This window comes from Flagellimonas nanhaiensis, from assembly GCF_003382275.1.
Classification (GTDB): Bacteria; Bacteroidota; Bacteroidia; order Flavobacteriales; family Flavobacteriaceae; genus Flagellimonas; species Flagellimonas nanhaiensis.
This window is the reverse complement of sequence record NZ_QTJX01000008.1, coordinates 1-18,026: the sequence shown is the minus strand read 5'-3', so window position 1 is coordinate 18,026 and position 18,026 is coordinate 1. Positions and strand designations below refer to the sequence as shown.

The 18,026-nt window shown below is 40.1% G+C and carries 20 protein-coding genes and 1 tRNA gene; 8 read left to right on the top strand and 13 right to left on the bottom strand.

The features are described 5' to 3' along the window. Nucleotides 1–115: 115 nt before the first annotated feature. Both DX873_RS18025 and DX873_RS18020 read right to left on the bottom strand, forming a co-directional pair. Nucleotides 116–637 carry a nuclear transport factor 2 family protein gene (locus DX873_RS18025; protein WP_116185894.1) on the bottom strand — a complete coding sequence of 174 codons (522 nt, stop codon included), beginning with the start codon at nt 635–637 and terminating at the stop codon, nt 116–118. Nucleotides 638–875: 238 nt separating this feature from the next. Continuing rightward, a tRNA-Lys gene (locus tag DX873_RS18020) sits at nt 876–948 on the bottom strand. A 118-nt stretch (nt 949–1,066) separates the two neighbouring features. On the opposite strand from DX873_RS18020, the gene DX873_RS18015 reads away from it, so the two are divergent. Continuing rightward, nucleotides 1,067–1,582 (top strand): shikimate kinase, encoded by a 516-nt coding sequence (locus DX873_RS18015; RefSeq protein WP_116185893.1) that lies wholly within the window; start codon nt 1,067–1,069, stop codon nt 1,580–1,582. On the opposite strand, the gene DX873_RS18010 is transcribed toward DX873_RS18015, so the two are convergent. Both DX873_RS18010 and DX873_RS18005 read right to left on the bottom strand, forming a co-directional pair. Next, nucleotides 1,574–2,071 (bottom strand): phosphoribosyltransferase family protein, encoded by a 498-nt coding sequence (locus DX873_RS18010; RefSeq protein ID WP_116185892.1) that lies wholly within the window; start codon nt 2,069–2,071, stop codon nt 1,574–1,576. The genes DX873_RS18015 and DX873_RS18010 overlap by 9 nt on opposite strands. A 35-nt stretch (nt 2,072–2,106) precedes the next feature. Then, nucleotides 2,107–2,478: an RNA-binding S4 domain-containing protein gene (locus DX873_RS18005; RefSeq protein WP_116185891.1), complete on the bottom strand. Its 372-nt coding sequence runs from the start codon at nt 2,476–2,478 to the stop codon at nt 2,107–2,109. A gap of 78 nt (nt 2,479–2,556) precedes the next feature. Between DX873_RS18005 and DX873_RS18000 the strand changes: the two genes are divergently transcribed. Beyond that, nucleotides 2,557–3,507 (top strand): FKBP-type peptidyl-prolyl cis-trans isomerase, encoded by a 951-nt coding sequence (locus DX873_RS18000; protein ID WP_147296693.1) that lies wholly within the window; start codon nt 2,557–2,559, stop codon nt 3,505–3,507. A gap of 33 nt (nt 3,508–3,540) precedes the next feature. On the opposite strand, the gene DX873_RS17995 is transcribed toward DX873_RS18000, so the two are convergent. The 3 genes from DX873_RS17995 to DX873_RS17985 are packed head-to-tail and all read right to left on the bottom strand — an operon-like array spanning nt 3,541 to nt 6,036. Continuing rightward, nucleotides 3,541–4,170 carry an outer membrane beta-barrel protein gene (locus tag DX873_RS17995; protein ID WP_116185889.1) on the bottom strand — a complete coding sequence of 210 codons (630 nt, stop codon included), beginning with the start codon at nt 4,168–4,170 and terminating at the stop codon, nt 3,541–3,543. 49 nt (nt 4,171–4,219) lie between these two features. Next, nucleotides 4,220–5,173, bottom strand: a complete 954-nt coding sequence (locus tag DX873_RS17990) for a transketolase family protein (protein ID WP_116185888.1) — start codon at nt 5,171–5,173, stop codon at nt 4,220–4,222. Between the two features lie 17 nt (nt 5,174–5,190). Continuing rightward, nucleotides 5,191–6,036, bottom strand: a complete 846-nt coding sequence (locus DX873_RS17985) for a transketolase (RefSeq protein WP_116185952.1) — start codon at nt 6,034–6,036, stop codon at nt 5,191–5,193. A 155-nt stretch (nt 6,037–6,191) separates the two neighbouring features. Between DX873_RS17985 and tgt the strand changes: the two genes are divergently transcribed. From tgt to DX873_RS17960, 5 genes are all read left to right on the top strand, one after another. Next, nucleotides 6,192–7,322: a tRNA guanosine(34) transglycosylase Tgt gene (gene tgt / locus DX873_RS17980; protein ID WP_116185887.1), complete on the top strand. Its 1,131-nt coding sequence runs from the start codon at nt 6,192–6,194 to the stop codon at nt 7,320–7,322. Further along, the gene (locus DX873_RS17975) at nt 7,322–8,404 is read left to right on the top strand and encodes an LptF/LptG family permease (RefSeq protein WP_116185951.1); all 1,083 of its coding nucleotides are present in this window, start codon (nt 7,322–7,324) and stop codon (nt 8,402–8,404) included. The genes tgt and DX873_RS17975 overlap by 1 nt, the downstream gene beginning before the upstream one ends. Before the next feature lie 73 nt (nt 8,405–8,477). Next, on the top strand, nt 8,478–9,431 hold the full coding sequence (locus DX873_RS17970; protein ID WP_116185886.1) for an acetyl-CoA carboxylase carboxyltransferase subunit alpha: 954 nt from the start codon (nt 8,478–8,480) through the stop codon (nt 9,429–9,431). Nucleotides 9,432–9,599: 168 nt separating this feature from the next. Further along, the gene (gene dnaB, locus DX873_RS17965) at nt 9,600–11,147 is read left to right on the top strand and encodes a replicative DNA helicase (RefSeq protein ID WP_116185885.1); all 1,548 of its coding nucleotides are present in this window, start codon (nt 9,600–9,602) and stop codon (nt 11,145–11,147) included. Continuing rightward, a complete protein-coding gene (locus DX873_RS17960; protein ID WP_116185884.1) occupies nt 11,131–12,435 on the top strand; it encodes an asparagine synthetase B in 1,305 nt (434 codons plus the stop codon). The genes dnaB and DX873_RS17960 overlap by 17 nt, the downstream gene beginning before the upstream one ends. Here DX873_RS17960 and DX873_RS17955 read toward each other — a convergent pair. Further along, nucleotides 12,432–13,223: an HAD family hydrolase gene (locus DX873_RS17955; protein WP_116185883.1), complete on the bottom strand. Its 792-nt coding sequence runs from the start codon at nt 13,221–13,223 to the stop codon at nt 12,432–12,434. The two genes, DX873_RS17960 and DX873_RS17955, sit on opposite strands and share 4 nt — an antisense overlap. Nucleotides 13,224–13,320: 97 nt before the next feature. On the opposite strand from DX873_RS17955, the gene DX873_RS17950 reads away from it, so the two are divergent. Continuing rightward, on the top strand, nt 13,321–13,746 hold the full coding sequence (locus tag DX873_RS17950) for a secondary thiamine-phosphate synthase enzyme YjbQ (protein WP_116185882.1): 426 nt from the start codon (nt 13,321–13,323) through the stop codon (nt 13,744–13,746). A 21-nt stretch (nt 13,747–13,767) separates the two neighbouring features. Here the strand turns inward: DX873_RS17950 and DX873_RS17945 are convergent, their stop codons facing one another. From DX873_RS17945 to thrS, 5 genes are all read right to left on the bottom strand, one after another. Continuing rightward, nucleotides 13,768–14,418, bottom strand: coding sequence for an SGNH/GDSL hydrolase family protein (locus tag DX873_RS17945; protein ID WP_116185881.1), 651 nt, complete (start codon nt 14,416–14,418; stop codon nt 13,768–13,770). 67 nt (nt 14,419–14,485) lie between these two features. Next, on the bottom strand, nt 14,486–14,830 hold the full coding sequence (gene rplT / locus DX873_RS17940; protein WP_116185880.1) for a 50S ribosomal protein L20: 345 nt from the start codon (nt 14,828–14,830) through the stop codon (nt 14,486–14,488). A 98-nt stretch (nt 14,831–14,928) separates the two neighbouring features. Next, nucleotides 14,929–15,126 (bottom strand): 50S ribosomal protein L35, encoded by a 198-nt coding sequence (gene rpmI / locus DX873_RS17935; RefSeq protein ID WP_073181711.1) that lies wholly within the window; start codon nt 15,124–15,126, stop codon nt 14,929–14,931. A gap of 52 nt (nt 15,127–15,178) precedes the next feature. Continuing rightward, nucleotides 15,179–15,736 (bottom strand): translation initiation factor IF-3, encoded by a 558-nt coding sequence (gene infC / locus DX873_RS17930; protein WP_116185879.1) that lies wholly within the window; start codon nt 15,734–15,736, stop codon nt 15,179–15,181. 30 nt (nt 15,737–15,766) lie between these two features. Continuing rightward, a complete protein-coding gene (gene thrS / locus DX873_RS17925; RefSeq protein WP_116185878.1) occupies nt 15,767–17,707 on the bottom strand; it encodes a threonine--tRNA ligase in 1,941 nt (646 codons plus the stop codon). Nucleotides 17,708–18,026 lie beyond the last annotated feature (319 nt).

Below are 18,026 nucleotides of genomic sequence, written 5' to 3'. Positions count from 1 at the left end.
ACTGTGCTTAACAAAGAATAGCGTTTAGGGTTTCTTACCAATGTGCCTTTTGGCACTAACCATTAAAAGGAGTTTACAAGCGACTTGTGTCCGTGTAGGCTCCTTTTTTATAGTATCAGCGTTGGGCACCAAATTGTTTTTTTAATGCTTTAAAATCTGCATAGTCGATATGTTCCACAATCTTTTTACCATCGAATTTAAGCACCATCACTGTTCTTATATTGAAATGATAGATTTTCTTGGTTTGAAAATCTTGCCAGGAATAATTGAGAAAACCTTCAAAAATTGCGTAGATATCAGAAAAGAAGGAGTTATCCATTTTAAAATCCATAGAGACTATATCCCTTGAAATATTTGATAAATGTGAAAGTACAGCCTGCTTTCCTTTCACCTCCGTTATTGCTGTGCCAATCTCCTTTGATGTGGGATCGGACCATCTAATTGAATCCTGCATATGGATAGAATATAATGCTGAATCCTGGGCATAGTAGGCATTGATATATTCTAGGGCAATTTCTGAACGGGTCTTTTCCTGCGCATTCACATTCCATACGCCTAGTTGAAGAAAAAATAGAAGAATATAAAATCGATTTCTAGAGTTGTTTTGGGAGGATAGTGGTCTCAAGTGATTTTTCATGGATAGCCTGTAATATTGATACAAATGGAATTATTTCTGTGCTAACTAATTAGGAAGAACAGGGCGGCATATACTAATTACCTGATTACCTGCAAAACTTGATGGAAATATGATGTGAGTGACCATAAGTTGATGTGAAGGCCACTGCGAATGAATTAAGAAATTGAAGAAAACTCTACGCAAAAAAAAATCTGGAAGAACTATTCTTCCAGATTTTATGTGCTTTTCGGTATTGTTGTGACCTGACTGGGGCTCGAACCCAGGACCCTCTCCTTAAAAGGGAGATGCTCTACCAACTGAGCTATCAGGTCATGCTTTTGCAACGTTCTGTTGCGTTAAGCGGGTGCAAATATAACATCAATAATCTATTTTACAAGATGAATTAATGATAAATTTGTGTTTTTTTGAAATCGCATTTAAATCTGAAGAATGAAGGTAGTTTTGATAGGTTACATGGCAAGTGGAAAGTCTTCTGTTGGGAAGTTGTTATCCAAACAATTAGAGATTCCTTTTGTTGATTTAGACGAATATATTGAAGAACAACAAAAGATGACCATCAGCAAGATTTTTTCGGAAAAAGGAGAGCTTTTCTTTAGAAAGTTGGAACATCAGATGCTACAGAAAGTATTGGAGGAACATAGCAGCTTGATTTTGTCCACAGGTGGGGGTACTCCCTGCTATGGGGTCAATATGGATACTATTCTAAATAACTCAGATCATTCCGTTTACTTACAGCTTTCGGTCTCAGGTTTGGTAGACCGTATTGCGAATGAAAAGGATCAAAGACCCTTAGTAAGCGATATAGAAGCGAAAGACCTGGCCGAGTTTGTGGGGAAACATTTGTTTGAAAGAAGAGGGTTCTATGCCAAAGCAAAACATACGATAAGTGGCGATGGCAAAGATTTGGATACCGTGGTTTCGGAAGTAAAGAAGTTATTAGTCTAAATAGACAGCATTGTTTTTTGGCTCAAATTCTACCCGTATATGCTCATTCAAAGAAGTGGACAATGAAATTCCCTTATAATCTGCTTTGATAGGATATTTTTTGTGGTTTCGATTGACCAATACGGCAGTTCGCAGTTGTTTAATGGGTGTTTTAAGAAAATGATGTACCCCGTAAATAAGAGTGGTACCTGAGTTGAGTACGTCATCTATGATGACAATGGACTTGTTTTTGTATTCCTCTTCAGGAATGGAGGTTTCCACTCCACTTTTTAAAGGGTTCTTTTTGTCCATGCTTATTTTACAAAGAACAAGCTTGGCCTCAGCAATTTTCTTTAGCACAGCTACTATTTTCTTCGCAAAATGTATCCCTCCCCCTTCAATACCGGCTATTATAATTTCCTTTTGGTTTACATTGGCCTCACAAATTTGATAAGCAATTCGTTTGGCAATGTGCTGGATTTGATCGTGGGTCAGAATTTGATTCACCATTTACGTTGAATATATTATCAAAGATATAAAACACATCATTCAGATTCATCCAAATAATCGTCTATATCTCTTCGGTCCTTTTTGGTAGGTCGTCCAAGTCCTTTTTTTCTATAGTGGCTCTTGGCATATTTTTGCAGCTCATTGTGCTCAAAGGCCTCTTTGGGTGTAGTGTCTTTTCGGTAGAGATCCACCAGTTTGGCACCAACCCTGCTTTTAGGGATGTCCATTACAGTAAGTTGATAGTCTATTTGGTTTTTCCTGAGGATGATTTCGTCCATGGGATAAACTTCCCTAGAAGGTTTTACCACATTACCATTGATGCGAACATGTCCATTTTTAACAGCATTTGTGGCAACGTTTCTAGTTTTAAAGTATCTAGTACACCAAAGGAACTTATCTATGCGCATAATGGACTCAAATCTTTGTTAATGCAACAAGCAAAAATAACGGAAAATTGTATCTTGCGCAGCTAAATAATATACTTGATGAAGTACGGAATCCTAGCTTTTTTATCTATTATACTATTATTGTCCTCTTGCAATAATGATGATGGAGGACCTGATGTAATCAGTGTTCCCCCAAGATTGTTGGCCGAACAAGTTGAAGAGGATGAACAGGAAATCAGGGAGTTTCTACAGACTCATTTTTATAATTATGAAGATTTTGAGACACCACCTGTAGGTTTTGACTTCAAAATAAAAATAGATACCATATCCGGTGATAATGCCGATAAGAGGCCTATGATGGAGGATGCGCAAGCGTTTACTATCGATGTATCCTCAAGTCATTTTGGGTTGTCTGAAGAAGAAAACGATATTGCACATACCTATTATTTTATTGAGGTACTTGAAGGGCAAGGAGAAAGCCCAACAGTGGCCGACTCCGTTTTTGTGAAATTTCAAGGTTCCCTGCTGGATGGATCCCTATTTGATGAGAGTCCTACTTTTCTATGGCAGGAAAATCCCTTTACTCTAAGAGGGTATTCCAACGGAATTGCCCAACTCACTGCGGGAACCACAGACCAGATTATTGACAATGGTGATGGAACTTTTGATGTGGTTGATAAAGGCATGGGCATTGTGGTTATGCCTTCAGGACTGGCCTATTTTAATCAATCGCCGTCGAATGCAATTCCAGCCTATTCCAGTTTATTGTTCAAAGTAGAATTGGGTCTTTTCATCAAGGATACTGATAATGATGGGGATGGCATACCTTCTATTTTGGAAGATGTGGATGGAAATGGATATTTGTTTGATGATAATACGAATGCTGACGACGAATTTAGCCCATTGCCAAATTTTAGAGATCCTGATGATGATGGAGATGGAACTTCTACCCGAAGTGAAATTACAGATGATCAAGGCAATATAATTCTTCCATACCCAGATAGTGATGGTGATGGAACACCAGATTATTTAGATCCTGACACGAACTAATAAAAAAGGCCCGCTTTAAGCGGGCCTTTTTTTTTATGGTCTGGTACTCGAATTTAATTTCAGGGACAATGAAAAGATAATTTGGGAGGGTCTAGAATCCACCCGTCCGTCAATATTGGTAATGTTATTGGAAATGATTCGTGCCTCATTTTCAGAAAAACCTCTTTCATAGCGCACGTCCAATCCAATTTTTCCAAGATTGACACCAACGCCAGCGTTTAATCCAACCGTAAAATCATTTTCAACATCTTCCACCTCTAGGTCACCAAGATCGTTATTTAAGGTATACTGAAAAGCTGGTCCGGCAAAAACATGCAAGGGACCAACAATTTTAACGCCCAATAGCACTGGTAAGTCCAATTTAGAGATATCGTAATCGTTGGAATTCCCATCAACATTGTAGGTACTTTTGGTTTTTGAAAAAACCAATTCAGGTCTAATATATACCTTCGGAAAATCCAATTTGCCCCAGAAACCAATGTGGTATCCTGTTTTGCCCTCGGCTCCCTCAACGATGTTTTCTGTGGCATCGCTTACGGAACCGATCAAGTCTCCATTTTTGTTGTAGCTCAAACCGGCCTTAATACCGAATCCTGTGCCGCTTTGGGCCATTGCTGCGGACCCAATAAGGGCCATTAACACAACTAGAAGTGTTTTTTTCATAAGTGTTTCGTTTTAATTGATTGAAGATCATCAAGGATGATGCCGAAAACTATTTTCGCTTCAACACTCTTAAAACGGCAGCTTCAATGGCTTTATTGTTCAATCCGTACTTCTCCATAAGTTGATAGGGAGTACCACTTTCCCCAAAACTATCCTGTACTGCAACAAATTCTTGGGGAGCAGGGTGATGGGTTGCCAAAACCCGGGCAACACTCTCACCAAGACCACCAAGATGATTGTGCTCTTCAGCAGTAACAACACAGCCTGTCTTTTTTACCGAGGCCAAAATAGCTTCATCGTCCAGAGGTTTTATGGTGTGTATGTTGATTACTTCTGTTGATATGCCCTGATTTTCAAGATTTTCAGCGGCCAATAATGCTTGCCATACCAGGTGCCCGGTGGCTAAAATGGTCACATCGGTACCTTCTTGGAGCATTAGGGCCTTACCAATCTCAAATTTTTGGTCAACAGGGGTGAAATTGGCCACTTTGGGCCTTCCAAAACGGAGATAAACAGGTCCGTCGTGGTCGGCAATGGCAATGGTTGCAGCTTTGGTTTGGTTAAAATCACATGGATTGATAACCGTCATGCCAGGGAGCATTTTCATTAGGCCTATATCTTCCAGGATTTGGTGGGTAGCCCCGTCCTCACCTAAGGTGAGTCCTGCATGTGAAGCACAGATTTTTACGTTTTTCCCAGAATAGGCAATAGATTGTCTAATTTGGTCATATACACGACCTGTAGCAAAATTTGCAAATGTAGAGGCAAATGGAATTTTTCCTCCAATGGTCAAACCTGCTGCAATACCCATCATGTTGGCTTCGGCAATTCCTACTTGAAAAAAGCGCTCCGGATTTTCCTCTATGAACGTATCAATTTTCAATGAACCGATCAAATCGGCACAAAGTGACACAACATTGGGGTTTGTCCTACCCAGTTCTGTCATCCCGGCTCCGTAACCGCTACGTGTATCTTTTTTCCCTTGGTCTATATATTTTGTCATCTTAAAAGTCTTCTGAATTAATAATCACCTAAAGTTTCTGGGTTTTGCGACAGCGCAATCTCCAACTGTTCGTCGCTGGGAGCTTTTCCGTGCCAAGCATGTGTATGCATCATAAAGTCCACTCCATTCCCCATTTCGGTTGTCATGACAACACAGACCGGTTTGCCTTTTCCAGTTCTGCTTTTAGCTTCATTCAACCCAGCAATGACTTGTTCTAAATCGTTACCGTTTTCAATTTCGAGAACATCCCATCCAAATACTTTGAACTTTTCGGCTACATCGCCCAAGGGCATTACATCTTCGGTACCTCCATCAATTTGTTGGCCGTTTCGGTCAATCGTAGCAATCAAATTGTCTACTTTTTTGCCTGCGGCAAACATAATGGCTTCCCAATTTTGCCCTTCCTGTAACTCCCCATCTCCATGAAGACTGTACACAATATGATCGTCATTGTTCAGCTTTTTAGCCAATGCAGCTCCAATGGCCACGGACATACCTTGTCCTAAAGACCCTGATGCAACACGTATTCCTGGAAGTCCTTCATGGGTTGTTGGGTGTCCTTGTAGACGGGAATCAATCAATCTAAAGGTGTTCAGCTCATCAATGGGAAAATACCCTCTTCGTGCCAATACACTGTAAAAAACAGGTGAGATGTGACCATTGGAAAGGAAAAACAAATCTTCTCCATGACCGTCCATGTCAAACCCACTTTTAAGGTCCATAATTTCATTGTAGAGTGCAACAAAAAACTCGGTACAGCCCAGGGATCCTCCCGGGTGGCCTGAGTTGACCTTGTGGACCATTCGTAAGATGTCCCTTCGCACTTGGGTCACTAAATCCTGTAATTCTTGAATGTTAGGCATTATATTGATTTTTAAGGTACCAAAAGTAACCGCATTAGATGGGCTAACCAAGTGCTGTTGAAAGATTTTACTAAACGCTTTACGAACAAACTTTATTTTTTTGTTAAGGCTTTGTGGAAATGAGTTGGCTATATTTGCGGTCTTAAACAAAAGTATTGGAGTTTACCTTAGTACAAAAGGACAAAGCGAGCAAGGCAAGAGCAGGTGAAATCACTACAGATCATGGCACAATACAGACACCGATTTTTATGCCTGTGGGCACTGTGGCCTCGGTAAAGGGAGTGCATCAACGTGAGCTTAAAGAAGAAATTGATCCTGATATTATTTTAGGGAACACCTATCATTTGTATTTAAGGCCCGGTACTGATATTTTGGAAAAGTCCGGTGGGTTGCACAAATTCATGGGATGGGACCGGAATATTTTGACGGATAGTGGAGGCTACCAGGTTTATTCCCTTTCAGATAACCGAAAGATTAAAGAAGAAGGTGTCAAGTTTAAGTCTCACATTGATGGGTCTTATCATTTCTTTACTCCTGAAAATGTGATGGAAATTCAAAGGACCATAGGAGCGGATGTTATTATGGCCTTTGACGAATGTACACCTTACCCTTGCGACTATAACTATGCCAAACGTTCCATGCACATGACCCATAGGTGGTTGGATAGATGCATATCGCACTTAGAAAAGCTTCCATTTAAATATGGATATTCCCAGAGTTTTTTTCCTATTGTTCAGGGATCGACTTTTAAAGATTTGCGAAAACAATCCGCAGAGTATATTGCTTCAGTAGGAGCAGAGGGAAATGCTATTGGAGGACTGTCCGTAGGTGAACCCGCCGAAGAGATGTATGAAATGGCAGAGTTGGTCTGCGATATCCTACCGGAAGATAAACCAAGATATTTGATGGGGGTGGGAACTCCAATCAATATTTTGGAGAACATTGCCCTTGGTGTGGATATGTTCGACTGTGTGATGCCAACCCGAAATGCACGAAATGGGATGTTGTTCACCGCCCATGGAACCATCAACATAAAAAATAAGAAGTGGGAGGCAGATTTTTCTCCCATTGACGAAATGGGAATCACTTTTGTGGATACCGAGTATTCCAAGGCATACTTGCGACATCTTTTTGCGGCCAATGAGTATTTGGGCAAACAAATTGCCACTATCCATAATCTTGGATTCTATCTTTGGTTGGTACGTACCGCTAGAGAACGTATTTTAGCAGGGGACTTTTTACAGTGGAAGAACCAGATGGTACAACAAATGGACAAAAGATTGTAATGCTTACCATTCTTGACAAATACATTCTCAGGCGTTATCTGGTCACCTTTATAGGGATGCTTTTACTGTTTGTACCTATTGGAATCATGGCCAATTTGGCTGAGAAAGTGGGTAAGATCATTGACAACGAAGCTCCCTTGTCCGAGGTTATAATCTTCTACGGGAATTTCACCTTGGTCATTGGAAATCTGTTACTTCCCATTTTTCTCTTCCTATCGATTATATTTTTTACTTCCAAATTGGCCAGTAACACCGAGATTATAGCCATTCTTAGTTCTGGGGTTTCGTATAGCCGATTTTTGAGACCCTATCTTATTGGGGCCACTTTAGTGGCCATTCTAATTTTTATGATGGGAATGTTTATTGTGCCGCATGCCAGTATTGGGTACAATGAGTTTGAGTACAAATACTTTAAACGTGGAAGACAGGATCGCGTAACAGATAATATTTTCAATCAGCTCAATGAAGATGATTATATATATGTAAGCAGCTTTGATCCCAACAGAAAGATTGGATATAATTTTACCTACGAACATTTTGATTCCATCAAGCAACTGGAATATAAAATTTCTGCAACCAATATTCGATGGATTGAAAAGGACAGTATCTACAGGTTGACCAACTATGTGAAGCGAAAGCTTAAAAACGATGTAGAGCAGATTGAGACCAAAAGAAGATTGGATACCCTCTTTACCTTCAAAATAGAGGACTTGACACCTGTTTCATATGTTGCCGAAACGAAAAACCTATTTGAATTGAACGATTTTATTGAAGACCAGCAACGAAAGGGCGCTTCCAATATCAATACTTATATATTGGTAAAGTACAAACGATGGGCGCTTCCTATTGCTGCATTTATTCTCACAATAATAGCCGTAGCGGTATCTTCCGTTAAAAGAAGGGGAGGTATGGGACTCAATCTTGCCTTCGGTATAGGCGTGGCATTCATCTATATCTTTTTTGACAAAGTGTTTGGAACCCTGGCGGAGCAGTCTGGATTTTCTCCTTTACTGGCTGTAATTATCCCCAATCTCATTTTCGGGGTCTTTGGAGTATACATGCTGATGAAGGCCAAGCGTTAAATCGCAATTATCATTCGAAGGAGTATTTTAAAGTTATATATTTGCCCCATCTTATTTCTGAAATTAGCTTTCCATGGAATATCTAGAATTTGAACTCCCCATCAAAGAACTTGAAGAGCAACTTCAAAAATGTATGATCATTGGCGAGGAAAGTGATGTGGATGTTAGTGAAACCTGTCAGCAGATAGAGAAAAAGCTCGCAGAAACCCGAAAAAGCATCTATAAAAACCTAACGGCCTGGCAGAGGGTCCAGCTTTCCAGGCATCCCAATAGACCGTACACCATGGATTACATCAATGCCATCTGTGGTGACACCTTCTTGGAACTCCATGGAGATAGGAATGTGAAAGATGACAAAGCTATGGTGGGTGGACTTGGTAAAATCGGAGACCAGAGTTACATGTTCATCGGGCAGCAAAAAGGATACAATACCAAGACCAGACAATACCGCAACTTTGGAATGGCAAATCCAGAAGGATATAGAAAAGCCCTGAGGTTGATGAAATCGGCAGAAAAGTTTGGGGTGCCGGTTGTTTGTTTTATAGATACCCCTGGGGCATACCCTGGAATTGAAGCAGAGGAAAGAGGACAGGGAGAGGCAATTGCCCGTAATATCTTGGAAATGACCCGACTCAAAGTTCCAATTATTGTTGTAATCATTGGCGAGGGAGCTTCCGGTGGTGCATTGGGTATTGGTGTTGGTGATAAAGTATTGATGTTGGAAAATACTTGGTATTCTGTTATCTCTCCAGAATCTTGTTCATCCATTCTTTGGAGAAGCTGGGAATACAAAGAACAAGCTGCAGAAGCTTTGAAGCTTACCGCAGTTGACATGAAAAAATTAAAACTAGTGGACGAGATTGTGCGCGAACCTATGGGGGGAGCACACTCAAACAGAGAAAAGACCTTTGAGACCGTCAGTAACAAAATTTCATCCCATTATGAGGAATTGAAAAAGTTATCACCAAAAGAATTGGTCAAGACCCGTATGGACAAATATGCCGAAATGGGCGTATTCAACGGGTAAATCCTGTTTTTCAGAGGCTCCTTTTTTTTATTAGGTTTTATCCTCATTTTTTTTTAAGTTATTAACAGGTATTTTATAGTTGTCAACATTCGTATTGTTGAATACCTGTGGAAATCGTATTCTGAAAATTTAAAGTTAACTAAAGGTTAATTACCTACTTTCGTAGTTATGGACAAGCCTAGCCCGATTGTTGGACATAGAGTGGACAAATCAACCCTAATCAACTTGGAAAAAGGGAAAATACCTCCGCAAGCAGTTGATTTAGAGGAAGTTGTGCTTGGTGCCATGATGATTGACAAAAAAGGCGTGGATGAAGTCATCGATATTTTGCACCCCGATGTTTTTTACAAGGATGCACATCGATACATTTACGAGGCAATCTTCAAATTGTTTGAATCCTCTGAACCAGTGGATTTATTAACCGTTTCCTCCCAATTAAAGAAGGAAGGAAGGCTGGAAGCTGTGGGTGGGGACTTTTATTTGATAAAATTGACCCAAAAAGTGGCCTCTTCGGCCCATATTGAGTTCCATGCCCGTATCATCCTTCAAAAGTATATTCAGAGGAGCCTGATTAAAATTTCAAGCGAAATCATTGAGGACGCCTATAGCGAATCTACCGACGTTTTTGACTTGCTGGACAGTGCTGAGGCAAAATTGTACGAGGTCACGCAAGGGAATCTTAAGCGTTCTGCGGAGACTGCTTTGGATTTGGTAATTCAGGCCAAAAAGAAAATTGAGGAGATTTCCAATAAGGAAGGAACAAGTGGTATTCCATCCGGATTTGACAAGTTGGATAAACTAACTTCAGGTTGGCAACCTAGTGACTTGATCATTGTAGCTGCAAGACCGGGTATGGGTAAAACGGCTTTGACGCTTTCTATGGCTAGGAACATTGCTGTGAATTCCGATATTCCCGTGGCATTCTTTTCTTTGGAGATGTCATCTGTACAGTTGATTACTCGATTGATTTCGTCAGAAACAGGTCTATCTTCTGAAAAACTCCGAACAGGTCGCTTGGAAAAACACGAGTGGGAACAACTGAACGTTAAGGTAAAATCCTTGGAAAAGGCTCCTTTGTTCATTGACGATACCCCATCACTTTCCATCTTTGATTTGCGGGCAAAAGCAAGAAGATTGGCTTCGCAACATGGAATCCAGCTGATCATCATTGATTATTTGCAATTGATGACCGCAGGAGGAAGTCAGAAAGGAGGGAACCGTGAGCAGGAAATATCTACCATTTCCAGAAACCTTAAGGCATTGGCCAAGGAACTTAATGTCCCAGTTATTGCACTTTCGCAGCTTTCACGTGCCGTGGAGACCCGTGGGGGCAGCAAGCGCCCAATTCTGTCGGATTTGAGGGAATCTGGAGCTATTGAGCAAGATGCCGATATCGTTTCCTTTATTTATCGACCTGAATACTATAAAATTGATGAGTGGGATGATGAAGAACGGACACCCACCCAAGGTCAAGCTGAATTCATTGTAGCAAAACACCGGAATGGTGGATTGGATAATATTAGGTTAAAATTTGTGGGAGCTCTGGGTAAATTTGATAACTTGGATGACTTTGATTCCCCATTCGAATTTCAATCAAAGATGAATGCGGACGAAGAAAATCCTTTTGCACCCCCTAGTTTGCCTAGTGCAGATGAGGCTTTTGGCAGTGCAATGAACAGTGATGACGACCCGGACGACAATGACGTACCTTTCTAAAATCCTACAAAACCTATTTCTGGCAAAAGCCAGAAACCTTACCCTTTTATGTTTCTTTTTATTTTTTTTGAAATCCACGGCGTCGGTAATTCTGATTCCCATGGATGCCGAAGGCCAGGAAAACCATCTTAAGGCCTATGGAATTACCTATTGGGTACTTACCAAACAACAAAAGGTGCAATGGTTACTTAACTACAGAGGGGGTTCCTTTCTTCTTCCGGATGGAGAAAATATTAGAAAAGAGTGCCAGATAAGGGGAGTTTCCTTTGAAGTTCTTTCAGATGCACAAGCTGAATCCATTTTGGATGAGATCAGTAGTCCCTCCCAAAATCAAGATGCGGTAATCTTGGAAAAAGCCCCTAAGATTGCTGTTTATTCCCCTAAGGGGAACCAACCTTGGGATGATGCAGTGACCATGGTTTTGACTTATGCGGAGATTCCGTACGTAACTGTTTATGACGAGGAGGTACTAGGTGACAAGTTGGTGCTCTATGATTGGTTGCACTTACATCATGAGGATTTTACGGGACAATACGGTAAATTCTATGGTGCCTATCGCGCTGCCCCTTGGTATATCGAGGCAAAAAGAGAGGCTGAGGATTTGGCCCAAAAACTAGGGTTTTCAAAAGTTTCTGAAGAGAAAAGGGCCGTTGCCCTGAAGATTAGAAATTATGTTATTGGTGGAGGCTTTATGTTTGCCATGTGTTCGGCTACAGATAGTTTTGACATTGCTCTGGCAGCTGAAAACACAGACATTTGTGAACCTATGTTCGATGGGGATCCTTCAGAAGCCAATTATCAGGGGAAGCTGGATTTCTCCAATACTTTTGCATTTACAAATTTTATGTTGGAACGGAATCCGTTGCGATATGAGTTTTCATCCATTGATATGACCAACAAACGCAGTAATGTTCCAAAGGAATCCGATTATTTCTCCCTTATGGAGTTTTCTGCAAAATGGGACCCAGTACCCACTATGCTTACCCAAAACCATACCTCATTGGTCAAAGGTTTTATGGGACAGACCACTTCCTTTACCAGAAGTCAGGTTAAGCCAACCGTTTTGGTATTAGGTGAAAACAAGATAAATGGCGAAGCCAGATACATTCATGGTATAAAAGGAAAGGGCTTTTTTACCTTTTATGGTGGACATGACCCAGAGGACTACCAACATAGGGTGGGGGACCCAAAAACCGAACTGGAGCTGCACCCAACATCTCCCGGTTATCGTCTTATTTTAAATAATGTATTGTTTCCGGCCGCTAGGAAGAAAAAACAAAAAACCTAGATCAATTTTTCCAGTATTCTTTCTACGCCAAAATCATTGTTGCTGCTAGTTTCAAACTTTGCCACTTTTTTAACATTGGGGTGGGCATTGGCCATGGCAAAACTGTAGTCGGCAAGCTGCAACATTTCAAGGTCATTGTTATAATCACCAAAGACTAAAAGTTCACTTGGTTTTATGTTATGTTGTTCCATGACTGTTTGGAGTGCATTGCCTTTATGTGCGTGCACATGGTTTAAATCCACCCAATTTAATCCAGAGACTTTTACTTTAATTTTTTCTTCTAAATGTGAGACTTTGGGGTAAATATAATTTTCGGCATTGGTTTCATGGTATACCGCAATTTTCACTATCTCATCCGATACCTTATTATAGTCATCCACAATTTCGTATGCTGAATAATATTCTTTCAGTTGATCTAAAAACTTCAAGGAATTGCCATCAAAGTATGAGGTGTACTTGCCACAGAGCATCGCATGTGCATTATCAATGCTATCAACAATGCCCAGAAGTTGATCTAAAACATCCCGGTCCAAAGGCGTGGATGAAATCTCTTCATTGCCTTTTTTGACCAACGCTCCATTTTCGGCAATAAAAATGATATCATTTTTAATGGCGTCCAATTTGTGAAGCATACTATGGTATTGTCTTCCACTGGCCGCAGCAAAAAGAATGCCTTTTGATTTTAAACCTTCAAACAATTCATAGAATAGGTCACTTACTTCGTGGTTTGAATTCAGTAGGGTACCATCCATATCGGTAACCACCATTTTAATTTGGGATAAATCCATCTTCAAGAGTTAAACCGCAAAGTTATTTGTTATCTCGAAACATAATGTCCCTGTCACCGTAAAGTTTGTATTAATTTAGCAAGGCCGATTCAAGTCTATGGATTTTTATCAGAAAGAAGTACAGTTAAGACCTTTCCCACGTGGGTTCCATTTGGTAACGGATTTGATTTTAAAAGCAATCCCGGAAATACGTAAAATTGAGGTGGGAATGCTGCAGGTATTCATAAAGCATACTTCTGCCAGTTTGACCATCAATGAAAATGCCGACCCAACCGTTAGAACAGATTTTGAAAGTCATATGAATAAAATGGTGCCGGAGAACGCTCCATATTATATTCACACTTATGAAGGACCGGATGACATGCCCGCGCATATCAAAACTTCATTGATGGGAGCATCTGTACAGATTCCCATTACGGATGGCCGATTGAACTTAGGGGTTTGGCAGGGAATTTATTTGGGGGAACATAGAGACCATGCTTCTGGTCGTAAATTGGTACTGACGGCTTATGGTCACGGATGATTTCTTTTTGAAAAAGAATCTCTAAAAAACCTGCTTACTGACTTTTTTGGCCCAGACTTTATACATCTTTTTGGAGGGGTGCAAACTATCTGAGGCAATTAGGGCTGGATTTACAAGGGCACTTCTGGACATTTTGGTGATTTCCACGAAATTTACTCCACGAAGCTTACATTCCGTTTCAATTATCTCATTATATGTTTTTAGCTCTGCTACTATTTTTTTCTTGTCCTTAAAACGTGCAAAAGGGGTAACACTCCAGTCAGGAATGGACAGTACAACAACATTTTTGGGATTGTTCTTGGCCAGTTTAATACTGATGTCCAAGAGTTCCGGAAACTCTTTTTTAAATAAATCAAGTGATTTTCCTTTATATTGATTGTTTACGCCAATTAGTAATGAGACCAGATCATAAGAGGGGTTTAGTTTTGGTGCAAGATTTTGCATAAGGTCGGTAGTGGTCCATCCAGGTTGGGCTACAATGGTTGGACTGTTGGTTGGAACTTTTCTTTTGTTAAGAATCTGTACAAGTTGAAAAGGCCAACTATGTGTTTTTTGAACACTTGTTCCTGCGGTGTAGCTATCTCCCAAAGCCAAAAAAGCAATACTATCCTGGGCACAGGAAAACCATGTATTTATGATAAGTATGGATGTTAACGTTAGTTTGACCATCATTCTAAAATACAAAAATCCCGCTCCATGGAGCGGGATTTAAATAAGCGGGGTAAGTTTATACAAATTCTTATTTCACTTTCTCAATTATTGCCTTGAAGGCATCAGGATGGTTCATGGCCAAATCTGCAAGAACTTTTCTATTAAGCTCTATTCCATTGGCTTTCACCTTTCCCATAAACTGAGAATATGACATTCCGTGCATTCTGGCACCTGCATTTATACGGGTGATCCAAAGAGCTCGGAAATTACGTTTTTTGTTTCTTCTATCGCGATAAGCATAAAGCATTGCTTTTTCTACCGCATTTTTGGCTACTGTCCAAACGTTTTTACGTCTTCCAAAGTAACCTTTGGCCTGCTTCATCACTTTTTTTCTTCTAGCTCGTGAAGCAACTGAATTAACTGATCTTGGCATAATTTTTCATTTTTTTGTAGTAGGCGTCTTGAATTTATTCAAGAACTTTTGAGGGCCTAACTCCAGGGTTAATAATTAATGTACCGAATAAAGAGTAATTATTTTAATCGTAATTGCTCTTTGATGCTGTTTACATCCGACTCATGAACTAGAGTGGAATGCGTTAGCTTTAGCTTACGCTTTTTTGACTTTTTGGTCAAGATATGACTCTTAAAAGCGTGCTTTCTTTTGATTTTACCAGAACCGGTAAGCTTAAAACGCTTTTTGGCACTGGATTTTGTTTTCATCTTAGGCATTTTCCTATGTATTTATCTCCGCTTATATATGCTGAACTTGGGTTCAGTATTATTATTTTTTGCTTGTCTTTGGGGCAATGAACATGGTCATTCTTTTTCCCTCCAACTTTGGCATCTGCTCAACTTTTCCAAGTTCTTCAAGATCTTGGGCAAGTCTCAACAACAAAATTTCACCTTGGTCCTTGTAGACAATGGATCGTCCTTTAAAAAAGACATAGGCTTTGAGCTTGGCACCGTCCTTTAAGAACTTTTCCGCGTGCCGTTTTTTAAACTCATAGTCATGATCGTCTGTCTGCGGTCCAAAGCGTATTTCCTTTACGATAACTTTTGTGGCCTTGGCCTTCATGGCCTTTTCCCGTTTCTTTTGTTCGTAAAGAAACTTTTTATAGTCAATGATCTTACAAACCGGTGGGTTGGCTTTCGGTGAAATTTCAACCAGGTCCAACTCCAGTTCGTTTGCTTTTTCCAAAGCTTTGGAAATAGGATATACTCCAATTTCCACATTATCCCCCACAAGTCTAACTTCTGGAGCAGTTATCTTTTCATTGATTTTATGGGGGTTTTTATTTTCCCTTCTAGGTTGGGGCCTAAATCGTCTACGTATTGCTATGGCTTACAATTTTTAATTAAACTAAATTTTTTAGAACGACTTTAAGGTACTATTTATTTCACTAGATACCAAGTCCGAAAATTTTTCGATGCTCAAACTTCCCAAATCTTCACCTCCGTGTCTTCTTACGGATATAGTTTCAGAATTTTCCTCTTGTTCTCCAACAATCAGCATGAACGGGATTTTCTTAAGCTCAGCCTCACGGATTTTTTTCCCAACCGTTTCATTCCTATTATCAATGAGCGCGCGAATTTCGTGATTTTCCAAAGAATTCAAAACTTTTTCCGCATATTTTTCATGTTTCTCACTGACAGGCAATATCATAGCCTGTGTTGGAATGAGCCACAGAGGGAAGTTTCCGCCAGTATGTTCCAATAATAAGGCAACAAAACGTTCCATGCTCCCAAAGGGTGCCCTGTGTATCATAACAGGTCTATGGAGTTCATTGTCACTGCCTTTATAGGTAAGGTCAAAACGCTTAGGAAGGTTGTAGTCCACTTGTATTGTACCCAATTGCCAATTTCTTCCTAGGGCGTCTTTTATCATGAAGTCCAGTTTTGGACCATAAAAAGCCGCTTCGCCACTTTCAACCACATAGTTTAGTCCTTTTTCCTCGGCTGCATTGATTATGGCTTGCTCTGCCTTTTCCCAATCCTTTGCATCACCGATATACTTTTCTGGTTTTTCTAGGTCGCGAACGGAAACCTGGGCAGTGAAATCATCAAACCCCAAAGAATTCAATACATATAAGGAAAGATCTATTACGTTTTTGAATTCTTCATTTAGCTGCTCGGTAGTACAGAAAATATGTGCATCATCTTGAGTGAAACCTCTAACTCGTGTTAGTCCATGAAGTTCACCACTTTGCTCATACCTATATACAGTACCAAATTCCGCATAACGTTTTGGAAGGTCCTTATAACTGAAAGGTGTGCTGTTATAGATTTCGCAATGATGTGGACAATTCATTGGCTTTAGCAAAAACTCTTCATCTTCTTTTGGAGTATGAATAGGTTGAAAACTGTCTTCTCCGTATTTGGCGTAATGCCCTGAAGTAACATAAAGCTCTTTCTGTCCAATATGTGGCGTTACCACCATTTCATAGCCTGCCTTCTTCTGGGCCTTCTTTAAGAAATCTTCCAATCTTTCTCTAAGTGCGGCGCCTTTTGGAAGCCACAAGGGCAAGCCTTGTCCAACTTTTTTGGAAAAAGTGAACAGCTCCAGTTCTTTTCCCAGTTTTCTGTGATCTCTTTTTTTGGCTTCTTCCAGTAGCTCAAGATATTCAGTAAGTTCTTTTTGCTTTGGAAATGAGATGCCATAGACGCGGGTCAGTTGCTTGTTGTTCTCATCTCCTCTCCAATAAGCTCCCGCAACACTTAGAACCTTAATGGCCTTGACAATTCCTGTGTTGGGAATGTGACCACCCCTACAGAGGTCGGTAAAAGTACTGTGGTCACAGAAAGTTATGGAGCCATCTTCAAGATTTTCAATGAGCTCTACTTTGTATTCATTGTTTTGCTTCTTGTATAAATCCAGTGCATCGGCTTTTGAGACAGCCCTCATCATAAAATCATGCTTGCCTCTAGCTATTTCGAGAGCTCTCTTTTCAATTTTCGGAAAATCCTTTTCTGATATGGTATGGTCCATAAAATCCACATCGTAATAAAAACCATTTTCAATAGCTGGTCCAATGGTGAGCTTAATGCCAGGGTATAATTCTTCCAATGCTTGGGCCACTACGTGCGAAGTTGAGTGCCAAAAAGCCTTTTTGCCCTCGTCGTTGTTCCACGTATATAGAACCAGCGTGCCACTTTTTGTCAAAGGGGTTACAGTTTCTACAACTGTATCATTGAATTTGGCAGAAATGACATTTCTCGCCAATCCTTCACTGATGCTTTTTGCTATATCCATGGGAGTAGTGCCTTCAGAAACCTTCTTCACTGCACCATCGGGCAAAGTAATCTCTATCATCCGTTTTCCTTATATTAAAGATAGTTGGCAAAGATACTACCTTGAGCTGATGCTTACAACAGTGTGTGGATTTCATTTAATGAGAACTATAATCGATTAAATGTCAGTTATATATTGGTCAAAGTGAAGGACGTTGTGTAGTTGATATTCGATTTTTTCATTTTAAATAGTTGATTTTTAGTTCATTGCATTTTTTTTGATTTTTTTATTGAAATTGTTTTGTGGTATCATTTAAACCTCTCTATATTTGCACCCGCTTAGCTGATAAGGCTGGGTTTGGACAGAGGTTAAATTTGGTCGATTTGGGCCAATTTTTTTT

Excerpts from the sequence above, each read along its gene's own strand:
- rpmI (WP_073181711.1), bottom strand. The coding sequence starts at position 15,126 with ATGCCTAAGATGAAAACAAAATCCAGTGCCAAAAAGCGTTTTAAGCTT.
- DX873_RS18025 (WP_116185894.1), bottom strand. The coding sequence starts at position 637 with ATGAAAAATCACTTGAGACCACTATCCTCCCAAAACAACTCTAGAAAT.
- rplT (WP_116185880.1), bottom strand. The coding sequence starts at position 14,830 with ATGCCAAGATCAGTTAATTCAGTTGCTTCACGAGCTAGAAGAAAAAAA.
- DX873_RS17990 (WP_116185888.1), bottom strand. The coding sequence starts at position 5,173 with ATGACAAAATATATAGACCAAGGGAAAAAAGATACACGTAGCGGTTAC.
- DX873_RS18005 (WP_116185891.1), bottom strand. The coding sequence starts at position 2,478 with ATGCGCATAGATAAGTTCCTTTGGTGTACTAGATACTTTAAAACTAGA.
- DX873_RS17985 (WP_116185952.1), bottom strand. The coding sequence starts at position 6,036 with ATGCCTAACATTCAAGAATTACAGGATTTAGTGACCCAAGTGCGAAGG.
- DX873_RS17950 (WP_116185882.1), top strand. The coding sequence starts at position 13,321 with ATGGATTTTTATCAGAAAGAAGTACAGTTAAGACCTTTCCCACGTGGG.
- DX873_RS17945 (WP_116185881.1), bottom strand. The coding sequence starts at position 14,418 with ATGATGGTCAAACTAACGTTAACATCCATACTTATCATAAATACATGG.
- DX873_RS17995 (WP_116185889.1), bottom strand. The coding sequence starts at position 4,170 with ATGAAAAAAACACTTCTAGTTGTGTTAATGGCCCTTATTGGGTCCGCA.
- DX873_RS18010 (WP_116185892.1), bottom strand. The coding sequence starts at position 2,071 with ATGGTGAATCAAATTCTGACCCACGATCAAATCCAGCACATTGCCAAA.
- DX873_RS17955 (WP_116185883.1), bottom strand. The coding sequence starts at position 13,223 with ATGGATTTATCCCAAATTAAAATGGTGGTTACCGATATGGATGGTACC.
- dnaB (WP_116185885.1), top strand. The coding sequence starts at position 9,600 with ATGGACAAGCCTAGCCCGATTGTTGGACATAGAGTGGACAAATCAACC.
- DX873_RS18015 (WP_116185893.1), top strand. The coding sequence starts at position 1,067 with ATGAAGGTAGTTTTGATAGGTTACATGGCAAGTGGAAAGTCTTCTGTT.
- thrS (WP_116185878.1), bottom strand. The coding sequence starts at position 17,707 with ATGATAGAGATTACTTTGCCCGATGGTGCAGTGAAGAAGGTTTCTGAA.
- DX873_RS17960 (WP_116185884.1), top strand. The coding sequence starts at position 11,131 with ATGACGTACCTTTCTAAAATCCTACAAAACCTATTTCTGGCAAAAGCC.
- DX873_RS17975 (WP_116185951.1), top strand. The coding sequence starts at position 7,322 with ATGCTTACCATTCTTGACAAATACATTCTCAGGCGTTATCTGGTCACC.
- DX873_RS17970 (WP_116185886.1), top strand. The coding sequence starts at position 8,478 with ATGGAATATCTAGAATTTGAACTCCCCATCAAAGAACTTGAAGAGCAA.
- DX873_RS18000 (WP_147296693.1), top strand. The coding sequence starts at position 2,557 with ATGAAGTACGGAATCCTAGCTTTTTTATCTATTATACTATTATTGTCC.